This window comes from Actinoallomurus liliacearum, from assembly GCF_039542035.1.
GTDB lineage: Bacteria > Actinomycetota > Actinomycetes > Streptosporangiales > Streptosporangiaceae > Actinoallomurus > Actinoallomurus liliacearum.
Window position 1 is genome coordinate 375,376 of sequence record NZ_BAABHJ010000002.1, and the last position, 22,811, is coordinate 398,186.

Consider the following 22,811-nt stretch of genomic DNA (forward strand, 5'->3'; position numbering starts at 1 on the left):
CGGTCCCGAGGGCCGACCGATACTGGCTCGAGGATCAGTGAGGAGTCGCCGTGTACGACGTCGTCGTGGTCGGCGGTGGGCACAACGGCCTGGTGGCCGCCGCCTACCTGGCGAAGGCGGGCCTGCGGGTCTGCGTCTGTGAGGCACGCGAGGTCGTGGGCGGGGCCGCCGTGAGCGAGCGTCCCTTCGGCCCGGACTACACGGTCACCTCCCTGTCGTACGTGGTCAGCCTGCTGCCGCCCGCCCTGGTCCGCGACCTGCGGCTCGACCGGCACGGCTACCACGTGTACCCGCAGGGTCCGTACTTCGCGCCGCGCGCCGACGGCGGGCACCTGCGGCTGCCCGACGATCCGGCGCGGCGCCGGGCGGAGATCGAGCGCTTCTCCTCCAAGGACGCCGCGGCCTACGAACGCTGGGACTCGTGGATGGGCGAGCTCGGCCGGATCCTCGCCCCGCTGCTGGACCAGATCCCGCCGAAGCTCGGCTCCCGCCGGCCCGCCGACCTCCTGCGGCAGGCCGCGCTGCTGTGCACCCTGCGCCGCGTCGACGTGCGCTCGGCGGTCGACGTGACCCGGATCCTGACCGACAGCATCGCCGACCTGGTCGAGGACCACTTCGACTCGGACGCGATGCGGGGCCTGCTGTCGGTGTCCGGCGTCATCGGCACCTGGGCGGGCCCCCGGTCCGCCGGCACGGCGTACGTCATGCTGCACCACCACGTCGGTGAAACGACGTGGGGGTTCCCGCGCGGCGGCATGGGCGGCGTGACCCGGGCGCTGGCCGCGGCCGCCCGCGGGTTCGGCGCCGAGATCCGCACGTCCGCGCCGGTAGCCCGCGTCGATGTCCGCGCCGGCCGGGCCACCGGCGTGACGCTGGAGTCCGGCGAGGCGCTGACGGCCGGCACCGTCATCACGACGGCGCATCCGAAGATCTCGTTCCTGCGGCTCGTGGACCGCCGCGACCTGCCGGCCGACTTCGTCGCGGACATCGAGCGCTGGAGGACCCGCAGCGGCACCGTCAAGATCAACCTGGCGGTGGACCGGCTGCCGGAGTTCCGCGGCGTCTCCGGCCTCGACCCGGAGGCGCACGGCGGCACGATCGTGCTCGCCGAGTCGCTCGACGACATCGAGGGGGCCTACCAGGACGCCGTGGCCGGCCGGGCCGCCGCGCTGCCGTTCGCGGACATCTGCATCCCCAGCGTGTTCGACGACTCCCTGGCGCCCGAGGGCCACCACGTCGTGTCGATGTTCACCCAGTGGGTGCCGCACACCTGGCACGCCGAGCAGCCGACGGCGGAGCTGGACGCGTACGCCGACCGGGTGATCGCCCGGATGGAGGCCGTCGCGCCGGGCTTCACCTCCTCGATCCTGCACCGCCAGGTGATCGGGCCGTACGACATGGAGCACGAGTACCACCTGATCGGCGGCAACATCTTCCACGGCGAGCTGACGCCCGGCCAGATGTTCCACGCGCGGCCCGCGGCGGGCTACGCCGACCTGCGCACGCCGATCAGGGGGCTCTACCAGGCCGGGTCGGCCACGCACGGGGGCGGCGGCGTCACCGGCGTGCCCGGCCGCAACGTCGTCGCGCAGGTGCTCGCGGACCGCCGCAGGCGACGGTGATCCGGACGGCGCGTGTCCCGTGAGTCCGCCGCCGGAGACGCCGTCGCGCAGGTGCTCGCGGAACGCCGCGGACGGCGGTGACCCGGACGGGCGCGTCCCGTGGGGCCGTCCTCAGACCGGGGGCGGCGAGGTGCCGTGCACCGCCTGGATGTCCAGGACGACGCGGAGCGTCGTGCCGATCGCGCCGATCCCGGCCGCCATGATCTGGTTGTAGGTCATCGCGAAGTCCTCACGACGCAGTTCGGCGGTGGCGCGGAACGCGGCGCGGACGCCGCCCCACAGGTCCGCGCCGGTGCCGAGGTAGGTCAGGTCCAGCTCCGCCGGGCGGCGTACGCCCTTCAACGTCAGCTCCCCGTGCACGGTCCATCGGTCGCCGCCGGCCGGGACGACGTGCGTGCCCGCGTAGGTGATGACCGGGAACCGCTCGACGTCGAGAAAGTCGCCGCCCCGCAGGTGCTCGTCGCGCAGGGAGTTGGCGGTGTCGATGGAGGCGGCCTTGATCTCGGCGTCGACCCGGGAGCGTTCGACGGGCCGGCCGACGTCGATGCGGCCGCCGAACTCCCCGAACCTCCCGTGGATGCTCGACAGGCCCAGGTGCCGGACGCTGATCAGGATGCTGGAGTGCGCCGGGTCGATGGACCACGGGCCCGGTGGCGGCAGGTCGGTGCCGGTCTGGCGGTCCAGCACGACCGTGCCGAGCTCGGCGGTGCCCGCCGAGCCCACGCGCGCGGTCGAGGCCGACGGCGTGTACCCGATGGCCGTGACGATCGCGGTGTAGCGGCCGGCCGGCAGCGCCTCGGTGCGGACGACGCCCTCGGGGTCCGCCTCGGCGCGGCAGACCTGGTGCCCGGTCATGTCGGCGACCGTCACGACCGCGTGCGGCACCGCCCAGCCGTCCGTGGTCCGGACCCGTGCGCGCAGGCCCCGGTCGTCCGTCATGCCTCCTCCTCGGTGGGATGGCGCAAGGTCAGGCCGAACGCCTCCGAGCCGTTCTCCCCCGCCACCACCGCCATGGCGGCCGGTGGGTAACCCGTGGCGATCACGGTGTACGAGCCGGGGTCGAGGTCCTCGAAGGCGTAAGCGCCGTCGGCGCCGGTGGTGGCCGTGGCGACGACGTTGCCGGCGGCGTCCACCAGCGTGACCCGCGCGTCGGCCAGCAGGAGATCGTCGCTGCCGGCGCGCACGGTGCCGCGCACGCGCACGCCGGCGGGCAGCTCCACCTCACAGCGCGTGGTGCCGCCCGCGCCGACCTCCACGGGCAGCGCCGCCGGCCGGTGGCCGCCCGCGCTGACCGCCACGACGCACGTGCCCGCGACCAGGTCGTCGAAGACGAACGCACCGTCGTCGCCGGTCTGCGCGGATCCGATCACCTCGCCGTGGGCGTCCGTCACGACGACGACCGCCGCGGCGACCGGCCGGCCCGTCGCGGCGGCGCGTACGACCCCCGTGAGGCTCGCGGTGCCGGACAACGACACGTCATGACTCAAGGGACCGTCGCCGAGGACCACGGTGGCCGCCCGCGGCTGATGCCCGTCGGCCGCCGTGATCAGCATGTACGGGCCGCCGCCCGGCGCGCGCAGCGCGTACGTGCCGTCGGGCCCGGTCACGGCCCGGTCGACCTGGCGTCCGCCGAGGTCGATGAGGGTGAGCGCGGCACCGGACACCGGGCCGCCCTCGGCACCCTGCACCCGGCCGCCGACGCGCGCCCCGTCGGGCCCGTCGTACGCTCCGGCCGACGCGGTCCGGGCGTAGACCAGGCGTGACTCGCCCCGCGTGCCGTCGTCCCGCGGCGCCTCGGCGTACGTCCCGACGGCGGCCAGCTCCCGGGGCGGCTCGGCCTCGGCGCTCCTCTCCTCACGCGGGAGGTCGGCGGCGGATCGGACGGGCGCCGGGGCGCGCGACGCGCCCCTGCCGTTGACGAGCGCCGCGACGATGATCGCGGCCAGGCCGACGGCGCCCATCACCCACCAGAGGGCGACCTGGAAACCGTGCACGAGCCCGGCCGCGGCGAGTGCGGGCGACGGGCGGCCGGCGGCGTGGGCCGCGATGTAGCTCGTCGCCGCGGTGGTGCCGATGGTGTTCAGCAGGGCGGTGCCGAGCGAGCCGCCGACCTGCTGCGAGGTGTTGACCATCGCGGAGGCGATACCGGCGTCCCGCACGTTCACGCCGAGCGTGGCCAGGTTCATCGCGGGCATCATCGTCGTGCCGAGGCCGAGGCCGAGCAGCAGTTGCGAGGGCAGCACCATGTCCACGTAGGCGCTGTCGGCCCGCAGGCGCAGGAGCAGCGCGATGCCGCACTCCGCGATGATGAGTCCGGGGACCATCAGCAGGCGCGCCGGTACGCGGTTCATCAGCCGGGCGGAGATCTGCGTCGAGCCGGTGATCATTCCGGCGGTGAGCGGCAGGAACGCCAGGCCGGTCCGGACCGGCGAGTAGTGCCGGACGGTCTGCAGGTAGTAGGTCATGAACAGGAACAGGCCGAACATGCCGATCACCGACAGGCCGACCGCGAGATAGGCGCCGCCGCGGTTGCGGTCGAGGACGACGCGCAGGGGCAGCAGCGGGACCCTCGTCAGCGCCTCGACCACGACGAACGCCACGAGCAGCACGCCCGCCCCGGCCAGCAGGCCGATGACGCCGTGGTCGCCCCAGCCCGCCGACTCCGCGCGGGTGAAGCCGTACACGAGGGCGACCAGCCCGCCGGTGACGAGCACGACGCCGGGGATGTCGAGGCGCGCACCGTCATGCGGTGCGGGGTCGCGGACGAACGCCAGCGCACCGACGAGCCCGATGACGGCGATCGGCACGTTGACGTACAGCGCCCAGCGCCAGTTCAGGTACTCGGTGAGCAGGCCGCCGAGGATCAGGCCGATAGCGGCGCCGCCGCCCGCGATCGCGCCGTAGATGCCGAACGCCTTGGCGCGCTCCTTCGCGACCGTGAACGTCACGGCCAGCAGCGATAAGGCCGAGGGGGCGAGCAGCGCGCCGAACGCGCCCTGCAGCGCGCGGGCGCCGAGCAGCATCGCCTCGTCGACCGCGGCACCGCCGACGGCCGACGCGCCCGCGAAACCGATCAGGCCGATGAGGAAGGCGCGCCTGCGGCCGATCAGGTCGCCGACCCGGCCGCCGAACAGCAGCAGCCCACCGAACGCGAGCGTGTAGGCGGTGATGATCCATTGCCGGTTCGCATCCGAGATGTCCAGCGCCCGCTGTGCCGACGGGAGCGCGATGTTCACGACGGTCGCGTCCAGGACGACCATCAACTGGGCGAGAGCGATGAAGATCAGTGCGATCCAGCGACGGGGAACCAGAACCGAGGCGGTCGTCGACATGAGGAGATGTCTCCTAGTGCGGTGTCGGGCGGGCCTGCCGGCGATCGAAGATCAGGGAACCGGGCGGCGGGAGGCGTCGTGAAGTCGCCACCCCCTCGTCACCCCCGAGATGATCTCACATTGTGTATCTGTTCCGACACTGACGGTACATCACTGCTTAGCACGGATAAAGGCCGCATGACGGACCGTGTCAACAACGTGACCATCCGAAGTCCCGGCCGTGGTGCGGCGCCCGATGCGCCAGTATCGGGCGCGCCGGATAAGGGCCGACGCCAGGACCTGCGACGTCGGTGGTGGAGGATGGGGGAGTTGGCGGGCGTGCGCTGAGCCCGGTGGGGAAGGAGAGCAGTGACGACATCCATGCGTCCGCGTCCGAGCGGCGGCCTAGACGCGACCGGCCGGGCCGCTGACCGTGTGGCCACGGCACCCGCGCCGGACCACCGCTGGGAGTGGGCCCGCCGATGTCTCGCCGTACCGGTGCGCCACCCGTGGATGGTGACCCTTTCACTCGGCCTTCTCGTCATCGCCCTCAACCTCCGGGGCCCGGACCTGCCGGCGCAGTACTTCCGCACCTGGGTGGCGCGTAACGCGGGCCTGGTGGCGTTCAACAACCAGTGGTACGACGGACACAGCCTGCCCGGCTACAGCGTCCTGTTCCCGCCGATCGCCGCGGTCCTGGGCGCGCGGATGACCGGCCTGCTCGCCTGCACCGTCATCACCTGGGCGGCCTGCAGGCTGCTGCCCGGCCCCCGCGACAGCGCGCAGATCTTCTTCCGCCTGGCGCTCGCCATCGGCATCGTCGGCGAGCTGATCATCGGGCAGTTGCCCTTCGCCCTCGGGCTGGCCTTCGGGCTCGCCGCGCTGCTCGCCGCGCTGGAAGGCCTCCCGTCGCTGGTACTGCTGATGGCCGCCTGCTGCTCGCTGTCCAGCCCGCTCGCGGGGCTGTTCCTGCTCCTCGCCGGCCTGAGCTGGGCGCCTCAGGCCGGCTGGCGGCGGGTCGCTCCGCTCGGCTCCGCCGCCCTGGGCATGGCCGTCTCGTTCGTCACCGGCGGCGGCAGCGGCCGGTTCCCCTTCCCCCTGGTGAACCTCCTCGGCGTGCTGCTGTTCAGCATCCTGACCCTGGCCATCGCGCCCCGGAGCAGCACGCTGATCCGCCGCTTCGCGGTGATCTACGGCACCCTCAGCGCGGCGCTCTTCTTCGTGCCCAACCCGGTCGGCGCGAACATCGCCCGGCTGGGCAGCACGCTCGCGCTGCCGGCGGCCGGCTACCTGCTGCTCCGCTACCGCCGCCGACTGGTGCTGGCGCTGTTGATCGTGCCGCTGCTCAGCTGGCAGTTGGTGCCCGTGGCGACCGCCCTGGCCAACTCGGCCGGAGACCCGTCGTCCAACGCCACCTACTACGCCGGGCTGCAGTCGTTCCTGGCGACCCGGAAACCGGCGGCGGGCCGGCTCGAGGTCCCCTTCACCCGCGAACATTGGGAGACCGTGTTCCTCGCCCAGCGGTTCCCGCTCGCACGCGGGTGGGAACGGCAGCTCGACCTCCGCTACTCCCCCGCCCTCTACAGGCCGCTGACCGCGGACGGCTACCGCGCCTGGCTGAACGCCAACGCCGTCGGCCTGGTCGCGCTGCCCGACGTCCCGCTCGACCGGGGCGGCCTCTCCGAGGCCGCGCTGCTGGCCAACCCGCCCTCGTACCTGCGTGAGGTCTGGCACGACGCGCACTGGAAGGTCTGGGAGGTGGCCGATGGGGTTCCGCTGGCCTCGGGCCCGGCCACGCTGCGCACGCTGGCGGTCTCGTCGTTCATCCTGGACTTCCCGACGGCCGGCACCGAGACGGTCCGCATCCACGCCAACGACATGTGGGGCGTCGCCGACGGCGGCGCGGCCTGTCTCACCACCACGGCCGACGGCTGGTTCCAAGTGACGGCGCTCCGGCCCGGCCCGGTCCGTGTCCACGCCACCGTCGGGAACATCATCGACCGCGACGTCCACCCCGAGTGCGCCTTCGCCGAGTCGCCCAACCCGTCGATGTCCCCCGGCTGAGCCGCGCCCGCGTACCCGATCCGTGGCCGTCCGACTCGGGCCTCTGCCTCGGCAAAGAACTCCGGGCACGAACTTGGTGCCGCCCAAGGAAGGCGCCGGGGTGGAGGCCGTCCGCGCGGGTAGCGCTCGGACATGGGGCCCTGGGGGAAGCGGGACGACATCCTGGTGCACCGGTGCGAGCCGTTCAACGCCGAGCCTCCGCGGCACGCGCTCGCCCGGCACACGCTCACCGGTACGGAGAGCTTCTACAGCCGCAACCACGGCCCGGTCCCCCGCGTCGACGCCGAGGCCTGGCGGCTGCGCGTGGACGGCCTGGTGGACCGGCCCCTGACACTGTCGCTGAACGAGCTGCGCGAGCGGTTCGAGGAGCGTGAGCTCGTCGCCACCGTGCAGTGCGCGGGCAACCGCCGGGCGGGCCTGCTCGAGGTCCGGGACATCCCCGGCGAGGACCCGTGGGGACCCGGCGCCACCTCCACCGCCCGCTGGACCGGCGTACGCCTGGCCGACGTGCTCGCCGCCGCCGGCGTGCGGTCCGGCGCCCGGCACGTCGCCTTCGCCGCACCCGACGTCTCGCGGCTCGTCGATCCGCCACAGCCCTTCGGCGGCTCCGTCCCGCTGGCCAAGGCGATCTCCGGCGAGGTCCTCCTGGCCTGGGGGATGAACGGCCGGCCCCTGCCCGAGGCGCACGGCGCCCCGCTGCGGGTGATCGTCCCCGGGTGGATCGGCGCGCGCAGCGTCAAGTGGCTGGAGCACGTCACCGCGCAGGCCGAACCGTCGGACAACTACTTCCAGGCCGTCGCCTACCGCGTCCTGCCGCCGGACGCGGACCCCGACCGGACCGCACCGGGCACGGGCATCTCACTCGGCCCGGTCGCCGTCAACTGCGCCATCCTGGCGCCCGACGGCGGCACGCCGCTGCCGCCGGGGCCGACGGAGATCACCGGTTACGCGTACGCCGGCGAGGACCGGACCGTGGCCCGGCTGGACGTCTCCCTCGACGGGGGCCGCACCTGGGCCCAGGCCGAGCTGGACGCGCCGCCGAGCCCCTGGACGTGGCAGCACTGGCGCCTCACCGTCGATCTGCCGGCCGGCGAGACGGTCGTCACCGCGCGGGCCTGGGACTCCACCGGCGCGACGCAGCCGGAGACCCCCGCCGCGGTCTGGAATCCGAAGGGCTACGCCAACAACTCCTGGGACCGCATCCGCCTGAGGACGACCGGGCCCGGCCCGGACGCACGATAGGGGGCGTCCGGCCCCATTACCGGACACCCCCTGGATCATGGCGGCTCAGTAGCCGTGCACCCCGTCCGGCCAGTGCAGCTCCACCCCGGACCGGACGAGCCGTTCCTGGTAGTCGGACAGCAGGTCCGCCTTCTCGCGGACGGCGTACGGCGTCGCGGACCGCTCCATGCAGAACGCCGCGAGGGTGCCCGCCGCCTCGCCGATATTCCACTCGACGGGGTGCAGGCGGTACGCGCCGTTGCTGATGTGCGTGGTGCCGATGTTCTTGGCCGCGGCCACGAGGTTGCGCATCCGCCGGGGGATCAGGGCGCCCAGCGGAATCTCGAACGGCGAGCAGCCCACGTCGATGTAGTTGTCGCCGCCGGTCGAGGGGTGCAGGTCGATCCGGTACATGCCGACGCCGACCGAGTCCCCGTACCGGACCGCGCCCTTGTCGCCGCGCACGGCCAGGGACAGGTCCTGCTCGGGCACGGTGTACAGCGCGCGGATCCGGCGCGACTCCCGGATGTAGGGGGCCTGGGCGAGGCCGTCGGCGCCGCCGGTGACGTCGCCGCGCAGCCGCAGCCCCGGGTATCCGGTGCCGCCGTCCGGCCGCGGCGCCTCGGTCTGCATCCAGTACAGCGCCGACCGCGACAGCTCCCGCGCGGCCTCCACGTGCCGGTCGGCGTCCGGCACGTCGATGATCGAACCGTCGAAGTAGTCGATCATCGGCCAGTTCACCAGCGTGATGTCGCTGGCGTAGGCGCCGTCCTCGAACAGGCCCCGCGCGGCGATCCGGCGGAACGACCACAGGTCCAGGTCGCCGCCGAAGCGCTGCTGGTCGCCCAGGACGGCCATCGGATCGCCCTCGGGGTTCGGCGTGAAGGTCCGCTCGACCGGCTCCAGCGTGCGCGGGATCGGCGCCCGCCACGACAGCAGGCGGTCGCCCCAGAAGTCCGGCTGGTACGCGCGCCAGTAGTCGTAGGTCTTCGGCCGCTCGATCGTGTGGTCGCCGGGGACGTGGTCCATGGCGAAGCAGACCGAGATGGCCTGCATGTTCTGCGGCTGGGCCTCCGCCGGGGCGCTGGGCTCGCCGGTTTCCGCCTGCGATTCGAAGCCCGTGACGTACTCCGTGCCGGTCAGCGGCAGCAGCTCACCGGTCTCGGTGGCGTCCAGGACGTACTCGGCGGACACGGTCGCCCGCGCGCCGGTGTCGCGGTGCGCGAAGGTCACCGCGGTGACGAGGTCGCCCTCGGTGTCCGCCCCGATCGGCCGGTACGGCTGCAGCACGCGCAGCCGGCCGGAGCCGCGGTAGGGGGCGAGCATGGCCTCGATGACGGCCACGGCGACGCGGGGCTCGTGGCAGAGCCGGCTGACCCAGCCGGCGCCGGGGTTGAGCTCGTCCCACGCGTGGGCCGATCCGGTCAAGGGGTAGTGGTCGCGGTAGTAGTTCCGGATCCCGTCACGCAGCGCGCGATAGGTGGCCGTGACGCCGAAGCGCTCGACCCAGCTGTGCTCGTCCGGGGGTACGGCCTGGCTGGTCAGCTGACCGCCGAGCCAGTCGTACTCCTCGGTCAGGACGACCGAGGAGCCGGCCTTGGCGAGTGCGAGTGCGGCGGCGACGCCGCCCAGACCTCCGCCCACGACGAGGGCATCGGTGTGAATCTCCATGAGGGGAAGAACTCCTGTGAAGGGCCGCCCGCTGTGATCGGTGACGCCAAGGGGAAGGAAGGGACGTCCGGTACGCGGGGCGGGGGGATGTCATCCAGAGATGACGTTTACAACGGCAGGAGTCACCCTGGGTATTCCCGGCCCGTCACCGCGGGTGCGTCGTCGCCGACCCGAGGTGATCAGGATGGTCCTCACCATCGAGCGCGCCGAGCCGTGCCGGCGGCCGGGACGGCCCGGTCAGGCGGTGCCCTGGTCGAGGAGTTCGAGCAGGTGGTGGTAGGTCTCGCCGGTCGCGCGGGTCAGGCCGATCTCGCAGGTCCGGTTGACCGAGGCGTGGGCGGCGAAGTCGCCGCGGGCGACCGACTCCGCCTCCGCGCGGGTCGCCGAGGCGGTCAGCTCCGGGTGGAGCATGCCGCGGTCGCCGGCGAAGCCGCAGCACTGCCAGCCCTCGGGCACGACGACCTCTTCGGCGACCGCCTCGGCGATGCGGGTGATGTCCCCCTCAAGGCCGAGCCGGGTCGAGGAGCAGGTCGGGTGCAGGGCCAGCGAGGGCAGGCGCCGGGCCGCGGGCAGCCGGGGCAGGACGCGCTGCGCCACGAAGCTCACCGCGTCCAGCACTTCGACGGCCGGCCCGGCCGCGGCGGCGAGCCGGCGGAACCCCTCCGTGCAGGACGCGGCGTCGCTGATCACCGGGATCCGGCCGCCGTCTGTGGCGGCGAGCAGGGACTCGCGCACCTTGCGGCGCATGACCTCGTACCCCTTGGTGAAGCCCTTGGACGACCACGGAGTGCCGCAGCAGAGGTTCGCGATGTTCTCGGGCACGCGCAGCCGCAGGCCCGCCCGTTCACTGAGGCGCAGCACCGCGGCCATGACGCCGGGGCCGCCTTCGGCGGGGGCGAACAGGGTGTTCAGGCAGGAGGGCACGTAGACGGCGTCCGCGTCCGGCACGGTTGCGGGCCGGCGGGGCGAGCCTCCGCTCGGCAGGTCGCGGCTCCACTCCGGGACGGTGTCCGGGCCGCCGATCCTGCGGGCCGCCCGGGCGGCCGCCTCGACGGCCCCGGGCGGTGCCGCGGCCGCGACGTCGAGCGCCCTCTCCATCGCCCGCGTCACCGTCCCCCAGTGGTCGGCGGCGGTCTTCCAGCCGGCCTGGGCGACGCGGCCGTGGCTCTGGGCGCGCAGCCGCTTGGTGAGGTCGCCGGTGTTGATCAGTACGGGGCAGGCGGTGGCGCACATGCCGTCCACGGCGCAGGTCTCGACGGCGTCGTACTCGTACTCCCGCTCCAGCCGCCGGGCCAGGTCTTCGTCGCCGGCGGCCCGGGCGGCGGCCAGCTCACGGCGCAGCACGATGCGCTGGCGCGGCGTCGTGGTGAGGTCGCGGCTGGGGCAGACGGGTTCGCAGTAGCCGCACTCGACGCACCGGTCGACCTCGGGTTCGACGGTGACGACGGACTTGAGGTCCCGCAGGTGGGCCTGCGGGTCGTCAGTCAGCACGACCCCGGGGTTCAGCGTGTCGCCGGGGTCGCACAGCCGCTTGACCTCCCGCATCACCGCGTAGAGCTCGTCGCCGTACTGGCGCCGCACGAAGGGGGCCATGACCCGGCCGGTGCCGTGTTCGGCCTTGAGCGTGCCGCCGCGGCCGAGGACGGCGTCGACCATGTCCTCGGTGAAGTCCGCGTAGCGCTGCAGGTCCGTGCCGAAGCGCTCGTTCAGCATGAAGTGCAGGTTGCCGTCCTTGGCGTGCCCGAAGACGACGCTGCGCTCGTAGCGGTACTTGGCGAACAGCTCCGCGAGATCGTCGCAGAGGTCGGCGAGCGCGGGGACGGGGACGGCGACGTCCTCCAGCAGCGCCGTCGTGCCACTGGGGCGGGCGCCGGCGACGGAGGCGTACAGGCCCTTGCGGATGTGCCAGAGCGCCGCCCGGCCCCGGGCGTCCCCGCTGAGCCGCGCCGGAGTGGCCAGGTCGAACGCGGCGAACAGCCGCTCGGCCGCGCGTTCGCGGTCGGCGAGGAGCTCGGGATCCGACTCCTGCCACTCCACCAGCAGCGCGGCGTGGTCCTCCACGGTCAACGTGCGCAGGACGTCCTCGGCCTTGGGATCCTCCTGGGCGACGAGCAGGGACTCCGCGTCCAGCAGTTCGATGGCGGCCGGGTGCGCCGCGACGATCTCGGGCACCGTGGCCATCGCCGTCCGCAGGGCGGGGAAGACGAGCAGCCCGGTCGCGGCCAGGCGATGCGCCGGCACCGTGCGCAGGACCGCCTCGGCGACGAAGGCGAGGGTGCCCTCGCTGCCGATGGCGAGGTGCGCGAGGATCTGCGCGGGCGAGTCGTGGTCGAGGAAGCTGTTCAGCCCGTAGCCCATGGTGTTCTTCAGTGCGAACTGGGCCTTGATCCGGCGCACCGACTCCGGGTTGCCGCGGATCCGGTCCCGCAGGCGTTCCAGGCCCGCCGCCAGGTCGGGTTCGAGGGCGCGCAGGCGGGCGTCGGCGTCGGGCGCGCCGGTGTCGAGGACGGTCCCGCTGGGCAGCACGAGGACCATCGACTCGAGGGTCTCGTAGGTGTTGGCGTGGGTGCCGCAGGTCATGCCGCTGGAGTTGTTGGCGACGACGCCGCCGATCGTGCAGGCCGCCTCACTGGCCGGGTCGGGCCCCAGCCTGCGGCCGTGGGGAGCGAGCCTGGCGTTGACCTGCCGCAGCACGGCGCCCGGCTGTACCCGGACGCGAGCGCCGCCGTCGAGCACCTCGATGCCGCGGAAGTGCCGCCGGGTGTCCACCAGCAGGTGGTCCGTGACCGCCTGCCCGCTCAGGCTGGTGCCGCCGGACCGGAACGTCAGCGGCAGACCGGCGCGCATCAGCGCGCCGACCTGCTCGGCGCTGCGGGGCACAAGAACCGCCTGCGGGGTCAGCAGATAGTGCGACGCGTCGTGCGCCATGCCGAGCCGGTCACTCGCACGCGAACGGGTGATCCCCGGTACCGCGGCCTCGACCGCCGCCAGGACGGCGGGATCCGGCGCGGGCAGCCTCGGCGTTCCTTGGGTGCGGGTGACGCTCATATCGTCTTCGTCCAAGATGGAGTTGGTCGTCTACCGGCGTGGGCCGAAAGGCCCTATTCGGCCCGATTGTCCAGCATATGGCGGCCGACGGGCCGGTGATGCGACGGGTCCGTCGGCGAACAGCCTGGGTCTCCGACGAGCCGGGTCGAGAAGTCACGAGCGCACAGGGGTTTCGGCGTGTCGCCGCCACGTCGTCGAGGCGGGCGCACCCGCCGGCACGAAAGGTCTTGAACGGTGCGTCAGCGTCCGGTCATGACCAGCACCGGCTGCTCGGTGACGCGCAGGGTGCGCGGGGCGGGGAGTGAGGTGCCGTCGAGGAGGCGTACGACCCGCGTACCGGCGTCGGCAGGCATCGTCGCCGTCCCTGACTCCGTCCAGCGCACGAACATCGGATCGGGCGTGCGGCCGGCGGGCGGCAGGAACCGGCACTGCCAGACACGCGTGGGCAGCCCCGCCTGCCGACCCTGACCGCACGCGACGATCCGGGCCCCGACCAGCCACCGCTGCAGCGTGTCGACGGCCTGCGCGGCGGCCGTCGGCCGGCCTCCGGCGGCCTGGAGAACCAGCGGGATGGCGGTGCCACCCCAGTTGTAGAAGTACATGCGCTGGTATCGCAGGTACATCCCGATGAGGTAGAAGCGCGTGGCGTAGGCGATCGATCGCCGCTGGTCCAGCGGCCGGTCCGCTGGAATCCGGTAGACGGTCCCGGTGTTCCAAAGCGGCGGATGCACACCTGCTTCGTGGAACGTTCGGTCGATCACGGCCCCGAGCCGGATCAGGCTCTCGGGCGTGTCGCCGTCCCGGCGCGGATAAAGCTTCACCCCGGCGGCGTCGCATGCCTGGTAGCCGTCAGCCGCCGCGAATTCGAGCAGGAACCGCTGGGAGGCCGGTTCCCACAGGTCGCCCATTGACGGGCACACGACCGTGGCGTCCGGGTCGGCCCGGCGGATCACCGTGCTCGCCCGCTGGGTCATCCGCGCCAGCGTCGTGGCGTCGCCGGACCAGCGGGTTTCGCTGTCCCACAGCCGGACGGCGCCGACGCGGAAGCCGGGCATGGCACCGCTGTCGCTGTTGATGGTCACGCCGTAGAACGTCGAGGGCACGGTCGCGGGGTACTGCGACCAGGCGGGCCCGAACACCCGCTGGGATCCCGTGCTCTTCGCCACGTGGCCACCGGGTAAGGAGACCGCCCCGACGGCCGCCGCCAGCACCAGTACGCCGAGGAGCGCGGTGAGCCACAACAGCCTGCGGCCGTGCGGACGTGCCGTGCGCCCGGAGACCACGGCGGCCTCGGCCACCTCGCCGGCGGGCGGACCGGCCACGGCCGGAACCGGCGCGTCGTCGCCGGCCCGGCTGCGCTCAGCGTCGGCGCGTGCCCAGAGCGTGTACAGCTCTGCCAGCTCGGCCCGGTCCGCTCCGCACACCAGCGCGATGCGCTCGACCATGCCGTAGCTGTCCGGCAGGACCTGACCACGGCAGTACCGGTGCAAGGTCGAGGCGCTGATCCCGCACCGGCGGGCCAGTTCGGCGTAAGAGGCTCCGCTGCGTTCCTTGAGGTCGTGCAAGCGCGCGGCCAGTTCCACCATGACGCGTTCCTTCCTGCATGCTGCGCGTCCCAGCCCCGCCCATTTCCCCCAGGTCAGACAGATCATCTCATCCCACCATTCGTCAGGGACGGGAAACCCTTGTGGCCGCGGCGGGCGCCACCGCACGCTCGTTGACGTCGCATACAGCGACAAACGGGGAAATGCGCCGGTCCGTCCGGCGAGACACCACACGGGGAGTCTCATGCACCTGGGTACGAAGATCGGTTCCGTTGTCGGCGCCGGAGCTCTCGGCGTCGCCGTCCTCGCCGCGACGGCGAGACCCGCGTCGGCCGGCACGGACGACGTCCACCCGATGAGCGGCTGCCGGCTCGGGATCATCTGCGGGACGGTCTACAACAACACGACGCACAACGTGGAGGTCTGCCTGGCCTGGAACGGCAACGGATCGGACCAGGCCTACCAGACGTCGGGCAAGTGCGACTCGATCGCCTACGCGGCTCCGCACAGCGTCTACGGCACTCCGCAGCTCAAGGACGTCGACGCCATCTACATCCCGAGTGGCACGACGTACTACGGCGCCTACTCGGGCATCCCGAAGGAGTGGACGCACACCGGGAACGGCTGGTGGAAGTTCGCCAGCACCGTCGACGTCCACATCGACTGGACCTCCTGAGGTCCGACACCCGCCGGCGGGTCCGTCTCACGGGCCCGCCGGCTCGTCCGCTGTCCAGAACCCCGAAGACCGCGTAGCGGCTCGCGGCGCGGACCTCCCCGTCCAGGATGTGGAGGCGGTGCTCCTCTGTAAATGTCACCGGTTCGGCGGACAGCACGGGAAGCTCGACCGGAAGCTGCGGCGGCAGAGCGGCGCCGTCCGGGCGCACCCCGGCCGGGAACAGCTTCCCGGCGGCAGGCTTGACGAAGCGAGGGCCACGCTGCCGCCGAGCCTGCCCGAGAGTGATCAGCTCGACAGACCTGCCGGTGAAGTACACGGGCAGATCCGCCAGCAGATCGAGAGGCGGGTCCAACAGCGCCATGTCCAGCGCGGACGCCACCGCGTCGGCGAAACGTTCGCCGCCGTACAGGTGGGCGCGCCCTTTCAGGTCGGTCGGGATCGGAGGTCCGGGCAGCGTGCGCACGTCCATACCCCGCCACACAGCGGCCTCCGCCAGGAGCCGGGCCGTCGTGGTCGCACGCGGCGGCAGCAGAAATGATCGACGTGTGCCCACCCTGGAATTTTTCAGCGTGAAGAGCACCCGGAGCAACGAGGTTTCGCGCGTCGGCGGGGACCGGTCCGGATCCGCCGGCCCGCCGATCTTCCCCGCACGCGTCTCGAATTCGACATTCGGCCACTTTCAAGGTCTTTTGGAGCGATCCAGCGTTCCGTAGGATGCCGACGCCATTGATCAACATCAGGTGATCGTCCAGCCGGGACCACCGGTAACGAGGAGGCGTCGTGAAACACGGAGTTCGACGGGGGTGGCTCGCGGGTGCCGCGGCCCTCACGCTGTTGTCGACGACCGGAACGGCGGCGCGTGCGGCCACGCCCGGCACGGCCCCCGGACTCGCGGAGACCGGCCGTTCCGCGACGAATCCGGGTTCGCTGCCGCTCGGTCCCGCCGGTCTGGCGGAGACCCGCACCACCCAGGACGTGGCCCCGGGCGTCACCCTCACGACCATCACGCGCGGCCGGGTGTCGCCCGACGACTACTGGACCATCGAGGTCGGCATCCCCACCTCCTCCGACGTTCCGCCGTCACCCGACCCGGACGCCGTCACGGCGGTGCTGGGAACGCACTCGGCGGCCGACGCGGTCGTCGCCCAGCTCTCGGCGGCCGGCTGGACCGGCCAGGCGCAGCCGGTGTCCACGCCCGCGTTCGCCGACGTCAAGGCGGGCGTGATCGGCTACCGGGTGCGGGTCGGCCGGTACGCCACCCAGGACGCCGCGAACGCCGCCGCCAAGCAACTGAAGGCGGCGCGCTTCAAGCCGTCGGTGGTCTACACCGGCTTCGACGGCGACTCGACCACCGGGCCCTGGGTCGTCCGCGCCCTGACCATCGACTTCCACCGGTTCCGCGGCAGCGTCGCCGAGTCGCACGACGCCACGCTCGCGGGCCGCCGGACGACCACCCAGATCGCCCAGGACACCGGAGCCCTCGCCGCCGTGAACGGCGGGTTCTTCGTCATCTCCGAGAACGACGGGGTGCCCGGCGACACGGCCGGCATCGTCGTGGAACACGGCCGGTTGCTGCACGACGCGACCAACGGCCGGGTGGCGGCGATCCTGCGGGACGGCGGCCGCCGGGTCGAGCTCAAGAAGCTGTGGACCGGCATCGACCTCGTCGACGAACACGGCCGTACCCACCGGGTCGAAGGACTCAACCGCACGCCCGGCGTGATCCGCGACTGCGGCGGCGACGCGGAAGACAGCCCGACGTCACTCCCCCGGCACGACGTCACCTGCACGGACCCGAACGAGATGGCGGTGTTCACGCCGGAGTTCGGCGGGCCGCTCCCGACCGGGCCCGGCACCGAGGCCGTACTGGACGCACACGGCACGGTCGTGTCGGCCGGCCCGCGCACCACCACGTCGGTGCCCGCCGGCGGTCAGGTGATCGAGGCGATCGGCACCGAGGCGTCCTGGCTCGGCGAGCACGCGGTCGTCGGGCACCGGCTGCGCCTCCGCACCCAGATCACCGGCCCCGGCGGCCGGACGGTGCGCTTCGGGCCGAACGACTCGGTCGTCAACGGCGGCCCGCAGCTGGTCACCGACGGCAGGGTCGCCATCGCCCCGCAGGCCGACGGCCTGGTTCACCCGGATGACCCGTCGTTCTACTACGGCTGGGTACTGCGCCGTAACCCTCGCACCATGATCGGCACAGATCGGCGCGGACGGCTTCTGCTCGCCGAGGCGGACGGCCGGCAGGCGTCCCTCAGCCAGGGCCTGTCCATCGCCGAGACCGGACAGGTGATGAAGAGCCTCGGCGCGGTCCAGGCGATGAACCTCGACGGCGGCGGCTCGTCGACGATGGTCGTCGGCGGCCAGATGATCAACTCGCCTTCGGACGCCACCGGCCAGCGTCCCGTCGGCGACGCCGTCGTCGTCCTGCCGTCGCGCCGCTAGGACGTGTCTGACGAATCCCGTTCGTAGCGAGCGGGATTCGTCAGATACGCCCCAGCCGTAAGCGCGCCGGGGGATCGCGTCTCCGCGCCGAGTTCGAACGGCTCCTACCGTCACCGACCCGGCGGCGACGCCGCTCCCCCGGCCCGCCCACCTGTCATCCGGGGGGAGGCCGTCATCGGCCGGTGCCACGCCGGAAGGTCGCGCGGTAGTCCCCCGGGCGTCGTCCGGTGTGCTTCGCGAAGAGAGCAGCGAAGGTTCCGGCGTCCTTGTACCCGACCGCGGTGCGAATGCCGGCGACGGTTCGATCCGTGGTCTCAAGGAGGTGGCGGGCGCGACGGACCCGCGACGACTGCAGGTACTCCAGCGGGCTCTGGCCGGTCTCATCCGCGAAGCGCCGCAGCAGCGTCCGAGTGCTGACATTGAACGTGTCCGACAACGCGGCCAGGTCGTACCGGGCGGCGAGGTTCTGGTCGAGCCGGCGCATGACCCTGCGGGAGAACTCGTTTCCGGGCCGCGGAAGAAGTCGTGCGTCGACGTAGGGAGTCTGGGATGACCGCGCGTCGTCGACGAGCGCCACCCGCGCGGTCGTCCGTGCCACGCCGGCACCGCTGTGCTCGCGGATCAGTTCCAGCGCGAAGTCGTACATGGCGCTGAAGGCCGCCGTCGTCGTCACGCCCTTGTCGGTGACGACCAGACGTTCGGGCCGGACATCGGCGTCCGGGCAGCGCCGGGCCAATTCGCCCGCGAAAAGCCATGCCGTGGTGGCCTGGCGCCCGTTGAGCAGTCCGGCCTCGGCGAGCAGGAACGCACCGACACAGATCGAGACGACGACGTTGCCCGTGGCCGCGTGTGAGCGGATCACGGCGACTTCAGGGGCGAGGGCGGCGAGCCGGGCGTCCACATCGACGCCCGGCGCGAGCTCGAACCCGGGGACGACAAGGACGTCGACCTCGCGCGGCGGACAGACGGCCAGCGCCGAACCGCCCGATGCGGCGACGTGACGACGAGGCGAAACGATCGACACCTCGTATCCGGCGCGGTCCGGGCCGGCCACGCGCGTGGCCATCGTCAGCAGATCGGGCACGCCGAACACCTCGGACGCGAAGCAGCCCGGATAGGCCAGGACACCGACCCGCAGTGCGCTCACGCCCGCCTCCTCGCCACCATGCCTTGGCGAGATTACCCCCATGCATGGCGGTCTGGCCTATCGCCTGGTGCGCGCACATCGGTCCACGCTGTCCCCATGAGCGCTGCGAACGAACGCCTTGACGACGCGATCACGGACTTCTCTCGCCGGCTCGTGGAGGTGGACGGGGTGGTGAAGACGGTCTACGCCGCGGGTTGCGGGCCGGCCGTCGTGCTGATGCCGGAGATGCCGGGCATCAGCCCTGACGTCCTTCGGCTGGCGCGGTGGGTGCGGGATGCGGGCTTCGCCGTCTACGTCCCCTCGCTCTTCGGGGTCGACGGCGCCTATCCGACGGCCGAGGGTGGCAGGGAGGTTGTCCGCCGTGCGTGTGTCAGCGCCGAGTTCCGAGCGTTCGCCGGGGGCGGCACCAGCCCTGTCACGGCGTGGCTCCGTGGACTTGCGCGCCAAGCCCACGCCGAACGCGGCGGTCCGGGAGTCGGCGCGATCGGACTGTGTTTCACCGGCAACTTCGCCCTCACCATGGCGCTTGAGCCGGCCGTCATCGCGCCAGTGGTCAACCACCCGTCATTGCCGCTGGACGACCCCGCCGGACTGGAGATCAGCGACGAGGACGCGCGCGCGGTCCAAGAGCGCGTCGCGCGCGATGGACTGAAGGTTCTCGCCTACCGCTTCGACGACGACCGCTGGTGCACCGGCCAGCGCTTCGCCGCCTACCAGACGCTCCTCGGCGACGCCTTCGACGGCCGCGTCCTTTCGGGCGGCTCCGCCAACACCGACCCGCCCCCGTTCTTTCGGGACGTGGTCGAGACCCCCCACAGCGTCGTCACCGCCCACCTCATCGACGAGGACGGCCATCCCACGCTGAAGGCCAGAGACGAGATCCTCGCCTTCCTGACCGACCGCCTGAGCCCGTCCGGACACTCCGAGGGCAACGGCCAAGCCCCCTGAAGTGCCTGTCCCAAGGGGTCACAGCCACCAAGCCCCCACCCTGCGGGGAGCTGCCCCCATGGCACCCCCGCCGACCTCGGCTTATTAGCGTGGTGGCATGTCCGAGACGCCGGTCCACGGCGCGCACGGCAGGCCGCCCACCCGCGCGGAACGCTGGGCGGCTTTCAAACGGTCACCATTCCTGCCCGCGATCGTGCTGATGTTCATCATCTCGGCCGCCGCCGGGCTGTTCGCGGGCTCGTACACCTACTCCATGGCCAACCCCACGCCGCACTCGGTCCCGGCGGCGATCGTGGGGAACCACCGGCCGGCGGCCGCCAAGGCGTTCATCACCGGGCTGGAGAAGGCGCTGAACGCCTCGGTCAAGATCTACCCGTACGAGAGCCGGGCGGCGGCCGTCGACGCGGTGGACGCCCAGAGGGTCTTCGCGATCTTCGAGTTCCGCGACTCCGGCCGGGAGGTCACCGTGGACGTGGCCGGGGCCTCGGGGGCCTCGGTGGCCCAACTGCTGGCGCAGACGACACCGGAGGTGGGCCGGGCCACGAACGTCTCCGTCACCGTACGGGACATCAAGCCGCTACAGCGCGGCGATCCGCGCGGGCTGGCCGTGTTCTACATCTCGATCGCCGCCGTGATCCTCGGGTTCGTCGGTGCCGTCCAGCTCAGCGTGCACGCGGAGGCGCTGACGCCGCTCGAGCGGATCGGCTTCACGGCGGCGTACTCGCTGCTCGGCGGGTTCGTCATCGTGGCGATCGTGACCTGGCTCCTGGACGCCCTGCGCCTGCCCTTCGTCCAGTCCTGGCTGATCCTGTCGTTCACGATGTTCACCTGCGGCATGGTCTTCACGATGTTCAGGACCTTGTTCGGGCGCTGGGCGATGCTGCCCACGTGGAGCCTGATGGTCCTGCTCGGCAACCCGTCCTCGGGAGGCGCGGTCTCCTGGGCCCTCCTCCCCTCGCCCCTTGGCACCATCGGCCGCTGGCTTCCGCCCGGCGCGTCGGTCAACGCCCAGCACACGGCGATCTACTTCCCCCACCACCAGCACGCGTTCCCGTTCCTCGTCCTCGCGGGCTGGTCGCTCGTGTCCTGCGCCGTCTTCTGGACCTGGCGGCACCGCCACCCCGGACGCCTCGAGAAGAGACCCGCGCACGCGGCGGAATGACGCCCTCTCTCAGCCCTGCGGGGACCGGAGCGCAGCCATGATCCGGTCGAGGGCCGCCAGGTCCTCGGGGGCGAGAGCGAGGAGCGAGCGCGGCGGCCGGGCCAGGATGCGTTCGGCCTGCTCGGCCGCTGCCACCCCGGCCGGGGTGAGGGTAACGATCTTGCAGCGGCGGTCGTCCGGATGGACACTGCGCTCGACGAAGCCGCGCCGCTCCAGATCGTCGACGACCAGCGTGGTGTACGGCTTCTCGGTGGCCAGCCTGCTGGTCAGCTCACGCATGGTCAGCGGACCGGGCAGCAGCCGGCGCAGCGCCTTCGCGCGAAAAAAGCTCATGCCGAGGGTCTCGGCGACCTCCTTGCGCCGGTCCTCCTGCTTCAGGACGAGCGAGCACATCGCCGCCCAGACCCGGGCGACCGCGTCCGGGTCGGCGCCGGCCGGGGCGACCGCGTCGCGTACGGCCCCGGGACCGGCGTCCAGGGCACCGGGCGTGGTGTCGCGCTCGCTCATGCGGTCTCCGCCGTTTCGGTCGAGCCGTGGATGAGTCGCTCGGCCGTACGCTCGGCGGTCCGCCTGGCCCAGCGACCGGTGGTGAGGATACCGAGGAGAAGGATCGCGGCGCCGCATCCGACGGCGACCCACCAGCCGACGTGGCTGGCGGTCGGGAACCCCGTGCGCAGCGACCCGTGCACGGCGGACATGGCCAGGGAGCCGATGACGGCGACGCCGAGCGACTGGCCGATCTGCCGGCTGGTGGACGCGACCGCGGCGGCGACACCGGCCTGCGTGCGCGGCATCCCGGAGACGGCGGTGTTGGTGATCGGCGCGTTGAGCATGCCGAAGCCGAGGCCGAACAGCACGTACGCGACCATGAGCCGCCAGAGTGGGGTGTACGCGGTGAGGCCGGTCAGCATCAGGGCGCTCAGCGTGATGGCCGCGCCGGCGACGACCAGGGGCAGCCGCGGGCCCGCGCTGCCCACGATCCGCCCGGACAGCGGCGCGCAGACCGCCGTCAGCCCGGCCATCGGCAGGGTGAGCAGTCCGGCGTGGAGCGCGGTGTGGCCGAGCGCGTCCTGCAGGTAGAGCGTGTTGAGGAACAGGAAGCCGCCCAGCGCGGCGAAGCCGCAGATCGCGATGACCGTCGCTCCCGCGAACGGGGCGCTCCGGAAGAACCGCGGGTTGATCAGCGGTTCGGCGCGCCGCAGTTCGTACGGCACGAGGCAGGCCAGGGCGAGGGCGGCGCCGAGGAGGCAGCACAGGGTCTGGGCGGAGGCCCAGCCGGCGGACGGTGCCTCGATGATGCCGTAGGTGAGGCCGGCGAGCAGCACGCAGATCAGGAGTTGGCCGATCGGGTCCAACGGGCGGGCGCGCGGCGCGCGCGACTCCGGCACGAACAGCGCGCACAGGACGATCGCGAGCAGGCCCACGGGGATGTTGATCCAGAAGATCGCCTGCCAGCCGGCCGAGGCGACCAGCGCGCCGCCCACCACCGGGCCCATGGCCATGCTGAGACCGACCACGCCGCCCCAGACCCCGATGGCCCGCGCGCGTTCCCGGGGGTCGGTGAACGTGTTGGTGATGATGGACATGGCCACCGGGTTCATCATCGAGCCGCCGACGGCCTGCACGACGCGGGCGGTGACGAGCCAGCCGAGGCTCGGGGACAGCGAGCACAGCAGCGAGCCGAGCGTGAAGAGTGCGAGGCCCGTCTGGAAGGTGCGGCGCCGGCCGACGCGGTCGGCCGTGGAGCCGGAGAGCATGAGCAGCGCGGCCAGCACGACGGTGTAGGCGTCGATCACCCACTGCAGGCCGGAGACGGAGGCGTGCAGATCATGCTGCATGGACGGCAGTGCGATGTTCACGATCGTGTTGTCCAGCCCGACGATGAACAGGCTCATGCAGCAGATCCCCAGGATGAGCCAGCGCCGACGCCGACCCGGATCCTGGTGATG

15 protein-coding genes and 1 pseudogene are annotated in these 22,811 nt (G+C 72.5%); 7 read left to right on the forward strand and 9 right to left on the reverse strand.

The window, feature by feature from the left end:
- Positions 1–50 precede the first annotated feature (50 nt).
- On the forward strand, positions 51–1,622 hold the full coding sequence (locus ABD978_RS04345) for a phytoene desaturase family protein (RefSeq protein ID WP_345348622.1): 1,572 nt from the start codon (positions 51–53) through the stop codon (positions 1,620–1,622).
- Positions 1,623–1,733: 111 nt separating this feature from the next.
- Here the strand turns inward: ABD978_RS04345 and ABD978_RS04350 are convergent, their stop codons facing one another.
- Entirely contained in the window at positions 1,734–2,561 is an 828-nt protein-coding gene (locus tag ABD978_RS04350; protein ID WP_345348625.1) for a YceI family protein, read from the reverse strand.
- Positions 2,558–4,954, reverse strand: a complete 2,397-nt coding sequence (locus ABD978_RS04355; protein WP_345348628.1) for a DHA2 family efflux MFS transporter permease subunit — start codon at positions 4,952–4,954, stop codon at positions 2,558–2,560. The genes ABD978_RS04350 and ABD978_RS04355 overlap by 4 nt, the downstream gene beginning before the upstream one ends.
- Positions 4,955–5,368: 414 nt before the next feature.
- Between ABD978_RS04355 and ABD978_RS04360 the strand changes: the two genes are divergently transcribed.
- Both ABD978_RS04360 and ABD978_RS04365 read left to right on the forward strand, forming a co-directional pair.
- A complete protein-coding gene (locus ABD978_RS04360) occupies positions 5,369–6,997 on the forward strand; it encodes a hypothetical protein (RefSeq protein WP_345348631.1) in 1,629 nt (542 codons plus the stop codon).
- Positions 6,998–7,129: 132 nt separating this feature from the next.
- Positions 7,130–8,239, forward strand: a complete 1,110-nt coding sequence (locus ABD978_RS04365) for a sulfite oxidase (protein WP_345348634.1) — start codon at positions 7,130–7,132, stop codon at positions 8,237–8,239.
- 45 nt (positions 8,240–8,284) lie between these two features.
- On the opposite strand, the gene ABD978_RS04370 is transcribed toward ABD978_RS04365, so the two are convergent.
- From ABD978_RS04370 to ABD978_RS04380, 3 genes are all read right to left on the reverse strand, one after another.
- Positions 8,285–9,889: an FAD-dependent oxidoreductase gene (locus ABD978_RS04370; protein WP_345348637.1), complete on the reverse strand. Its 1,605-nt coding sequence runs from the start codon at positions 9,887–9,889 to the stop codon at positions 8,285–8,287.
- A 237-nt stretch (positions 9,890–10,126) separates the two neighbouring features.
- Positions 10,127–12,952 (reverse strand): FAD-binding and (Fe-S)-binding domain-containing protein, encoded by a 2,826-nt coding sequence (locus ABD978_RS04375; protein WP_345348640.1) that lies wholly within the window; start codon positions 12,950–12,952, stop codon positions 10,127–10,129.
- Between the two features lie 224 nt (positions 12,953–13,176).
- Positions 13,177–14,523 (reverse strand): helix-turn-helix domain-containing protein, encoded by a 1,347-nt coding sequence (locus ABD978_RS04380; protein WP_345348643.1) that lies wholly within the window; start codon positions 14,521–14,523, stop codon positions 13,177–13,179.
- 202 nt (positions 14,524–14,725) lie between these two features.
- On the opposite strand from ABD978_RS04380, the gene ABD978_RS04385 reads away from it, so the two are divergent.
- Positions 14,726–15,157: a hypothetical protein gene (locus ABD978_RS04385; protein WP_345348646.1), complete on the forward strand. Its 432-nt coding sequence runs from the start codon at positions 14,726–14,728 to the stop codon at positions 15,155–15,157.
- A gap of 61 nt (positions 15,158–15,218) precedes the next feature.
- On the opposite strand, the pseudogene ABD978_RS43760 reads toward ABD978_RS04385, so the two are convergent.
- Positions 15,219–15,626, reverse strand: a pseudogene (locus ABD978_RS43760) (ATP-grasp domain-containing protein); the annotation flags it as partial.
- Positions 15,627–15,937: 311 nt separating this feature from the next.
- On the opposite strand from ABD978_RS43760, the gene ABD978_RS04390 reads away from it, so the two are divergent.
- The gene (locus tag ABD978_RS04390; RefSeq protein WP_345348649.1) at positions 15,938–17,605 is read left to right on the forward strand and encodes a phosphodiester glycosidase family protein; all 1,668 of its coding nucleotides are present in this window, start codon (positions 15,938–15,940) and stop codon (positions 17,603–17,605) included.
- Between the two features lie 172 nt (positions 17,606–17,777).
- Here the strand turns inward: ABD978_RS04390 and ABD978_RS04395 are convergent, their stop codons facing one another.
- Positions 17,778–18,752: a GlxA family transcriptional regulator gene (locus ABD978_RS04395; protein WP_345348652.1), complete on the reverse strand. Its 975-nt coding sequence runs from the start codon at positions 18,750–18,752 to the stop codon at positions 17,778–17,780.
- Between the two features lie 96 nt (positions 18,753–18,848).
- Between ABD978_RS04395 and ABD978_RS04400 the strand changes: the two genes are divergently transcribed.
- The gene (locus ABD978_RS04400; RefSeq protein ID WP_345348655.1) at positions 18,849–19,700 is read left to right on the forward strand and encodes a dienelactone hydrolase family protein; all 852 of its coding nucleotides are present in this window, start codon (positions 18,849–18,851) and stop codon (positions 19,698–19,700) included.
- A gap of 97 nt (positions 19,701–19,797) precedes the next feature.
- The gene (locus ABD978_RS04405) at positions 19,798–20,862 is read left to right on the forward strand and encodes an ABC-2 transporter permease (RefSeq protein ID WP_345348658.1); all 1,065 of its coding nucleotides are present in this window, start codon (positions 19,798–19,800) and stop codon (positions 20,860–20,862) included.
- A gap of 9 nt (positions 20,863–20,871) precedes the next feature.
- On the opposite strand, the gene ABD978_RS04410 is transcribed toward ABD978_RS04405, so the two are convergent.
- Positions 20,872–21,369, reverse strand: coding sequence for a MarR family winged helix-turn-helix transcriptional regulator (locus tag ABD978_RS04410; protein WP_345348661.1), 498 nt, complete (start codon positions 21,367–21,369; stop codon positions 20,872–20,874).
- On the reverse strand, positions 21,366–22,757 hold the full coding sequence (locus ABD978_RS04415; protein ID WP_425550669.1) for an MFS transporter: 1,392 nt from the start codon (positions 22,755–22,757) through the stop codon (positions 21,366–21,368). Before ABD978_RS04415 ends, ABD978_RS04410 begins: the two co-directional genes overlap by 4 nt.
- Positions 22,758–22,811: the final 54 nt, after the last annotated feature.

Excerpts from the sequence above, each read along its gene's own strand:
- ABD978_RS04350 (WP_345348625.1), bottom strand. The coding sequence starts at position 2,561 with ATGACGGACGACCGGGGCCTGCGCGCACGGGTCCGGACCACGGACGGC.
- ABD978_RS04355 (WP_345348628.1), bottom strand. The coding sequence starts at position 4,954 with ATGTCGACGACCGCCTCGGTTCTGGTTCCCCGTCGCTGGATCGCACTG.
- ABD978_RS04365 (WP_345348634.1), top strand. The coding sequence starts at position 7,130 with ATGGGGCCCTGGGGGAAGCGGGACGACATCCTGGTGCACCGGTGCGAG.
- ABD978_RS04370 (WP_345348637.1), bottom strand. The coding sequence starts at position 9,889 with ATGGAGATTCACACCGATGCCCTCGTCGTGGGCGGAGGTCTGGGCGGC.
- ABD978_RS04380 (WP_345348643.1), bottom strand. The coding sequence starts at position 14,523 with ATGGTGGAACTGGCCGCGCGCTTGCACGACCTCAAGGAACGCAGCGGA.
- ABD978_RS04385 (WP_345348646.1), top strand. The coding sequence starts at position 14,726 with ATGCACCTGGGTACGAAGATCGGTTCCGTTGTCGGCGCCGGAGCTCTC.
- ABD978_RS04400 (WP_345348655.1), top strand. The coding sequence starts at position 18,849 with ATGAGCGCTGCGAACGAACGCCTTGACGACGCGATCACGGACTTCTCT.
- ABD978_RS04405 (WP_345348658.1), top strand. The coding sequence starts at position 19,798 with ATGTCCGAGACGCCGGTCCACGGCGCGCACGGCAGGCCGCCCACCCGC.
- ABD978_RS04410 (WP_345348661.1), bottom strand. The coding sequence starts at position 21,369 with ATGAGCGAGCGCGACACCACGCCCGGTGCCCTGGACGCCGGTCCCGGG.
- ABD978_RS04415 (WP_425550669.1), bottom strand. The coding sequence starts at position 22,757 with ATGAGCCTGTTCATCGTCGGGCTGGACAACACGATCGTGAACATCGCA.